A 6,995-nucleotide genomic window follows, 5' to 3' on the forward strand; every position below is an offset into this window, starting at 1 on the left:
ACGTTTTTGCGAGTGGGGTTGTTGCACCAGCTTACCAAGCGGTCATTTACTTACCTGAGTATCAACGTGAGGTGGCGACCCATCGGCCCGAGCAATTCTCGCAAGCAGCGGCTATGGCGACAGCAGCGGCGGGTAACATGTTGCTAGCTGCATGGCAGAATCAGCAAGTGGTCCTTGCTGGGCAATTGCTGGAGACCGCCGGATTAGATACGGCCCGTCAGGCTGAGGTACCGGAATTAGCCAAGATTCGGCAAGCGTCACACGCACTAGAGGTTTACGGAACGGTCTTGGCTGGTGCTGGACCGGCAATTGTGACGCTGGTGGCACCAGATAAAGTCAATGATTTATTGGATGTGTTGGCTTACTTGGCGTTGCCAGGTAAGTTTGAAGTGGTTGATATTGCAAACACGGGGATGAGTGTGAATTAAGAAGGAGACGGATAATGGGGAAGGCGTCAATTCGAGACGTTGCAAATTTGGCAGGCGTTTCAATTGCAACTGTGTCACAAGTGTTAAACGGTAAAGGGGAGCGTTTTTCGGATGCAACCAAGCAGAAGGTCTTTGCAGCACGTGATGAAGTCGGCTATGTACCAAACGCCAGTGCCCGTAGTTTAAAGCGCGGGACGACAACGATGATTGGTGTGCTGGTGCCAAGTTTGCGAAATCCTTACTTTGGAGATATTGTGCAACGCATGCAGGAAGGTTTGCCTGATAATGTGTCACTATCGATTATGACTGCTGAAACGGCAACCGCTGATCAAACGGTTGAGACGTTAGTTGCCGCAGGGGTCCAAGGCATTGTGGTGGCGAGTCAACTGTCAAATCCACCCGCCGTTGCTCGAAGCTTGAAGCGTCGCGGCATCGCGATGGTTGTCTTGGAAAATCATGATGAGTTGGAAGATGCTGATGCGGTTTATTCATCAGATACGCAGGGCGGCCGTAAAGCAGCCGAGCATTTAATTGCATTGGGCCACAAACACGTGGTGCTGTTGGGTAACCAAGTGTATACCGATAATTTGTTGTATCGGACGGCCAGCTTCAAGGAAGCGATGGCGGAAGCGGGTGTCAAGGTGAGCGAAGTGGCTACCCGAAATTTGACAAAGCACGCTGGTCGCGCTGCGGCAATGGCTGTTTCCGTGACGCATGCAACCGCGGCGTTTGCCCTTAATGATGAATTGGCCATTGGGTTGATTTCCGGGTTAAATGCGATTGGTATTAAGGTACCCACAGAAATGTCGGTTATTGGTTATGATGATACGGATTATGCGGAATTTTTCCGGCCAGCGCTCACGACAATTGAACAACCGGTTTGGGATATTGCGAAGTCAGCCTTGGATTTGGTGTTGCAACGTATTGCTCAACCTGATGGTGAGCGACAGGTGGCAGCGTTTGATGCGAACCTAATTGTGCGTGAATCAACTGCGCCATTTGCTTAATTATGGTAAGCTAGTGGGAAGAGGAGGTGTGCATATGCTTTTTAAGCGAACACGCGAACTGATAGAAAACCCTAAGGGCGTTGACGTCCACCGGGCTGCGATGTCAGCGGCACTTTTGGGCCAGACTGAAGTACTCACGGCAGACGGGTGGTTACCAAAGGCGGTGGCGGCTTATGTTGAGGCTGTGGCAACTGCACCTGAACTGACGGATGATACGATGACGGGTGTCTTAACGCAGAAATGGTATGAGGCGCACCGGATTGGGTCATCATTATTTACGAAAATGTTAATTTCAGGTTTCCACCGTGGTAGTGCAACGGCAACGGATCGGTTGGGGATGCTTTATCAAGTGTTGGGATTGCAACGTGACGACACGAATTTTGTCCAAATGACCCATTTGGGTGATTGGGCTAAGCGTGATATGACGCCGAACTTGTATTACCTGCAGTTAGAAAATGAAACGGATTTGCAAGACTATTGGGATTTTGTTAACCGAGTTGCCTTTTTGATGCGTCTGAAGTATCGGGCGTGGAACGGTATTCGGTCACGATATGCCACGAGTAAGCAATTGACGGTAACGTTTGACAACCAGCTACGCTATTATCTCGGTAAGCCGGTGTCTGATTTTGTGCGCCACATGAATTGGACGCGCGCCCAATATGAAGCTAAGGTGTTGTTGTTTACTGGCAAAGAAGTTTTGCATCCTGGTGTGGCGTTACATAATCGAGGCGTTGCAGACCAAAGCAATGTTAAGGTGGTGACACCGGATTATCATGTCGAGTTAATTTTCGATCGTGATGATCAGATTGTGTCGCTTTGGGATGCTCTGGAAGAGCAACAAATCGAAATGGCCGATGGTTCATTACGATTTGTACAAGATCCTGCGGCGTACTCTTTGACTGAATTACAGCAGATTGCTAATACTGAATCAGCCAATTATGCTGGTCAGGGTGGCGAAATTCACGAAGCATTGGATGTGAAACCGGCTGCCCGGACGGCAGGGTTGGAATCAGATCTGCGCAACTATGCAAAAAATCAATTTTAACGAAAAAGACACCTGCAACGGTTTATGGTTGCGGGTGTCTTTTTTAATAGCAAACAAAGGGGTTAAAAGACCGCGTCATAAATCACCCGGACGGCATCGTCCACTTGTTCGGCGCGTACGCCAAGCATTAGTGAAATTTGGGAAGCACCTTGGTTAATCATGGGTAATGTAATCCCAGCGTCAGATAATGGGGTCGCGATTTCTGAAAAAGCGCCGATGCGATTATTCATCCCTTCACCAACCACCATAATAATGGCAAAATCATCAATCCATTCCAAATGGTCTGGTTCTAAAGTGGTTTGGATTTCATCACAAATCGCATCACGCATTGCGTCAGTAATTTGCGTTTTATCGAAAATAATGGTCATGTCATCGATACCAGATGGCATGTGCTCATAACTAACCCCATGTTTGGCCAAAATTTCCAGAATTCGTAGGGTAAAGCCGACCTCTTTATTAAGCAAATAACGGTGTAAGTATAGGGCCGCAAAACGGGTATCACTCGCAATACCAGTTACCGGACGTGGGTTGGTGACTTGTTTGACAGGTACAATCATCGTGCCGGGTGCCGTGGGGTTATTTGTGTTTTTCACGTTAATTGGAATATTAGCTTCAATTACTGGAATAATCGCTTCATCGTGGAACACCGCAAAGCCAGCGTAGGCTAATTCACGCATTTCCCGGTAGGACATCGTTGTGATGGCGGCTGGATGATCAATGATGTGTGGATCAACAGCATAGATTGCTGATACATCAGTGAAATTTTCATATAAATCCGCGTGCAACCCGCGTGCCAAAATAGCACCGGTGATGTCAGATCCGCCACGTGAAAAGGTGGCCATTAGCCCCTCATTGGTATAGGCAAGAAAACCGGGCACGATAATAATCTCATCGGCTGCGATTTGGAAGTTCGCTAAGCGCGTATAACTATCTTCGCGAATGCGAGCCGCGCGGGGTGTGCCAGTGACAATCATCCCTAAATCGGCTGGTGACACGAAACGAGCGTTGTGACCAAGACCCCGCATGACATAGGCAATTAGTTGGGCGTTTAGTAATTCGCCATGACCCATAAAGGCTGCGTATAAGTAGTCAAACGAGGGATAGTGGACCCGACTTAGCTTTGCCAGTTGTTCAGATAGGGTCCCAATGATCTCGGTTTCGTCGAGGTTGAAATACGCGACGATTTGACGATATCGGTTAATGATTTCGGCCTGAATGGCGACGGTATCATCCCCCGCAATTGCTTGTTCCGCGTAGCTTGCAAGTAAATCAGTAACCTTGATGTCATCCTTGAAACGCTTGCCTGGCGCAGATACAACGACGACTTGACGGGCAGTATCTGCGCTGATAATTGCAATAACTTTTTCTAATTGTGAGCCCTCAGCTAAGGAAGAACCACCAAACTTGATTACATTCATACTAATTTCCTCTTGTGTATTCATTCATTTGTTGATGATAATTCAAAATTAAAAAATGGCAGATGTCAAGTGTTGACAGTTATATTTTTTAAGGGTATTCTAATGTTACGTTAATGATTGATAGAGGTTGCAATCGACATGAGTAACTTTGTTGAGCCGGCACGGGCGACGACGCAAAGCGAAAGGGGACATTGCCGAAACGATTCAGCGCAACTGAGTCGTTGGGCCTTTGGTTAAGAGCCATCGGACTGTCGCTGTGAAAACAGCGGGGAGCTATCGTCACAGTCAATGAATGTTTTTTAATGAGACGCTCAATTGACGGTGCGATGGTGCCGTTAATTGAGCGTCTTTTTTGCGGAAAAGCCTCACAATTAGCGTGACACTAATGAAAATGAGGACACAAGTTATGGTAGTAGCAGTTACCCGACCAACCCGGTTAAATATTTCACAAGCAGCGGTGACGCACAATATTCAAGAAGTGCGTCAGGCATCGCAAGCCTCATTTATGTTCTTAGCAGTCAAGGCCAACGCTTATGGTTTCGGCCTGATTCCGATGAGCCAAGCGGCAGTTGCGGGTGGCATTGATGGCTTAGCGGTGGCTTTGTTAGATGAAGGTTTAGCGTTACGTCAAGCAGGGTTGACGGAACCAACGTTAATTTTAGGGATTACGTTACCGCAATACGCGCGTTTAATTGCAGAAAATAATTTGATTGCAACGGTTGGATCACTGGCGTGGTTGGAAGCGGCACTACAATATCTGCCAGTTAATGGCCAACGTTTGCAAGTTAACTTAGCTGTTGATACTGGTATGGGACGCATTGGATTTCGTGAGCGAACTGAATTAGAAGCTGCGATTGCTTTTATGGATGAACATCGCGAGGCCTTCACCTATGCTAGCATCATGACCCACTTTGCTGAGGCCGATGCACCGGAAGTTGATTATTTCCACCAACAATTAAATCGGTGGCATGCACTAACGGATGGTATTGAAATGCCACCTTTAGTGCATTTAGCAAACTCGGGGGCCGCGATGTATCACGCGGATGAAATGCCAACGGATGTGATTCGGGCGGGTACTGTGGTTTACGGTGTGGAACCGTCACGCGGTGAATTGCGCTCAGATGATTATTTAGAGCCGGTCCTCACACTGGAAACGGAATTGGTGTTTGTTAAAAAATGCCATGAAGGTGAGGGTGTCAGCTATGGTCATACTTATTACGCCCATGAAGGCGAATGGATTGGCACGGTACCGTTGGGGTATGGCGATGGCTTACCTCGTAAGTTACAAGGGTTTGAGGTAATCGTCGACGGTGTGAAACGCCCGATTGTGGGGAAGTTAGCGATGGATCAAATGATGATTTCATTACCATATGAACTACCAATTGGCACCACCGTCACGATTATTGGTCGGCAAGGTGAACAAGAGAATACCTTGGAGGATGTCGGTCAGTATACGGACCTAGCACCATGGGAAATTTCAACGAATTTACAAGAACGCATTTATCGACAAATTACAGATTAACGGGGAAGAGAATATGCAAACACCTTATCAAACAAATGCAGCAGGTCATTTGAGTATTGGCGGTGTTGATGCCAATGAATTAGCACAACGCTTTGGCACACCACTATACGCGTATGATGTGGGGGCTATGCGCCAACAGATGCGTGATTTCAAGCGCGTATTTGAAGAGCGTCACCTGAATTATGCGGTGTCATATGCATCGAAGGCATTTGCAACGATCGCGATGTATGAAGTTGCTGCCCAAGAGGGGATGCATATTGACGTCGTATCCGGTGGCGAAATTTATACGGCTTTGCGGGCAAAGTTTCCGATGGCGGATGTGTCGTTTAATGGTAACAACAAGTCGGTTGAAGAGTTAACGATGGCGATTGAGAATGGCTTAGGCACGATTATTGTTGATAACTTCTATGAATTACAGGTATTGCATGAATTGTTGGCAGAACGTCAGCAAACGCAAGATATTCTCTTGCGGATTACCCCAGGGGTTGAAGCTCACACCCATGATTACATTTCAACCGGTCAAACTGATAGTAAGTTTGGTTTCGATGTTAATAGTGGCCAAGCTGAAGCTGCGTTGCAACAAGCCTTGGCAGATCCTAATTTGAATGTTTTGGGGGTTCATGCACATATCGGTTCCCAAATTTTTGATGTGACGGGTTTCCAGATGGCCGCTGCAAAGTTGGTGGATTTGGTGCACGAATGGGATTTCGAGCCGCAAGTGATTAATGCCGGCGGTGGCTTTGGCATTCGGTACACCGCAGATGATGAACCATTACCAGCCGCAACGTTCGTTGAAGCAATTATCGATACGATTGCTGAAAAGGCGGCGGCATATGGCATGCAGATGCCAGCCGTTTGGATCGAACCGGGTCGATCAATTGTCGGACCAGCAGGGTATAGTCTCTACACGATTGGCTCGCGTAAAGATGTCCCAGGCATTCGGTCATATCTCGCTGTCGACGGTGGCATGGGGGATAACATTCGACCAGCGCTGTACCAGGCGAAGTATGAAGCGGTCTTAGCTGCTCAGCCAGATGCGCCTTCTGATGAGGTTGTCCGTGTGGCGGGTAAGTATTGCGAGTCGGGGGACGTGTTGGTTTGGGAGCAAGCCTTACCAAAGACAAAGCCAGGGGATGTCTTAGCAGTATTGGCAACCGGAGCGTATGGCTACTCGATGGCGTCAAATTACAACCGAAATGGGCGTCCAGCCGTGGTCTTTGTTGAAAACGGTCAAGCTAAGGTCGTAGTGGAACGAGAAACATTGGCAGATTTGGTTCGCTTGGACCGACACTATTTATAGAAGGAAATGTAAAAAATGGCAGAATTAGATGCACAAACGATTATTAATTTCATTGCAAATGCGCCAAAGCAAACACCGGCACGGGTGACATTGGCCGGCGAACTGACTGATATTACCTGGCCCACGGACGTACAAGCATTTATTGAAACGCGTACGGGCACAGTGATTGGCGACTATGCGCTGATTGCACCGGTTTTAACCGCAAATGCTGATAAAATCACGGCGCAACACGTTGAGTTATTAGCCCGCAATTCAGGGGTGCCATTGTTGAACTA

The 6,995-nt window shown here is 47.7% G+C and carries 5 protein-coding genes, 2 pseudogenes and 1 riboswitch; of the genes and pseudogenes, 6 read left to right on the top strand and 1 reads right to left on the bottom strand.

Features of this window, described 5'->3' with window-relative positions:
* The 3 genes and pseudogenes from WEIDD23_RS14890 to WEIDD23_RS09595 form a co-directional block, all read left to right on the top strand.
* Nucleotides 1-428 (top strand): annotated as a pseudogene (locus WEIDD23_RS14890) (homoserine kinase); the annotation flags it as partial.
* A 14-nt stretch (nt 429-442) separates the two neighbouring features.
* Complete coding sequence (locus WEIDD23_RS09590; protein ID WP_010374121.1) at nt 443-1,435, top strand: ribose utilization transcriptional repressor RbsR; 993 nt, start codon at nt 443-445, stop codon at nt 1,433-1,435.
* Between the two features lie 34 nt (nt 1,436-1,469).
* Nucleotides 1,470-2,480 (top strand): DUF3114 domain-containing protein, encoded by a 1,011-nt coding sequence (locus WEIDD23_RS09595; RefSeq protein ID WP_010374119.1) that lies wholly within the window; start codon nt 1,470-1,472, stop codon nt 2,478-2,480.
* 62 nt (nt 2,481-2,542) lie between these two features.
* Here the strand turns inward: WEIDD23_RS09595 and WEIDD23_RS09600 are convergent, their stop codons facing one another.
* Entirely contained in the window at nt 2,543-3,898 is a 1,356-nt protein-coding gene (locus WEIDD23_RS09600; protein ID WP_010374117.1) for an aspartate kinase, read from the bottom strand.
* Between the two features lie 113 nt (nt 3,899-4,011).
* A riboswitch (Lysine riboswitch) is annotated at nt 4,012-4,182 on the top strand.
* Between the two features lie 122 nt (nt 4,183-4,304).
* On the opposite strand from WEIDD23_RS09600, the gene alr reads away from it, so the two are divergent.
* The 3 genes and pseudogenes from alr to WEIDD23_RS09615 form a co-directional block, all read left to right on the top strand.
* The gene (alr, locus tag WEIDD23_RS09605) at nt 4,305-5,420 is read left to right on the top strand and encodes an alanine racemase (RefSeq protein ID WP_010374115.1); all 1,116 of its coding nucleotides are present in this window, start codon (nt 4,305-4,307) and stop codon (nt 5,418-5,420) included.
* Between the two features lie 13 nt (nt 5,421-5,433).
* Complete coding sequence (lysA, locus tag WEIDD23_RS09610) at nt 5,434-6,720, top strand: diaminopimelate decarboxylase (protein WP_062358937.1); 1,287 nt, start codon at nt 5,434-5,436, stop codon at nt 6,718-6,720.
* Between the two features lie 15 nt (nt 6,721-6,735).
* A pseudogene (locus WEIDD23_RS09615) lies at nt 6,736-6,995 on the top strand (2,3,4,5-tetrahydropyridine-2,6-dicarboxylate N-acetyltransferase); the annotation flags it as partial.

Source organism: Weissella sp. DD23 (assembly GCF_001579105.1).
Classification (GTDB): Bacteria; Bacillota; Bacilli; order Lactobacillales; family Lactobacillaceae; genus Weissella; species Weissella cibaria.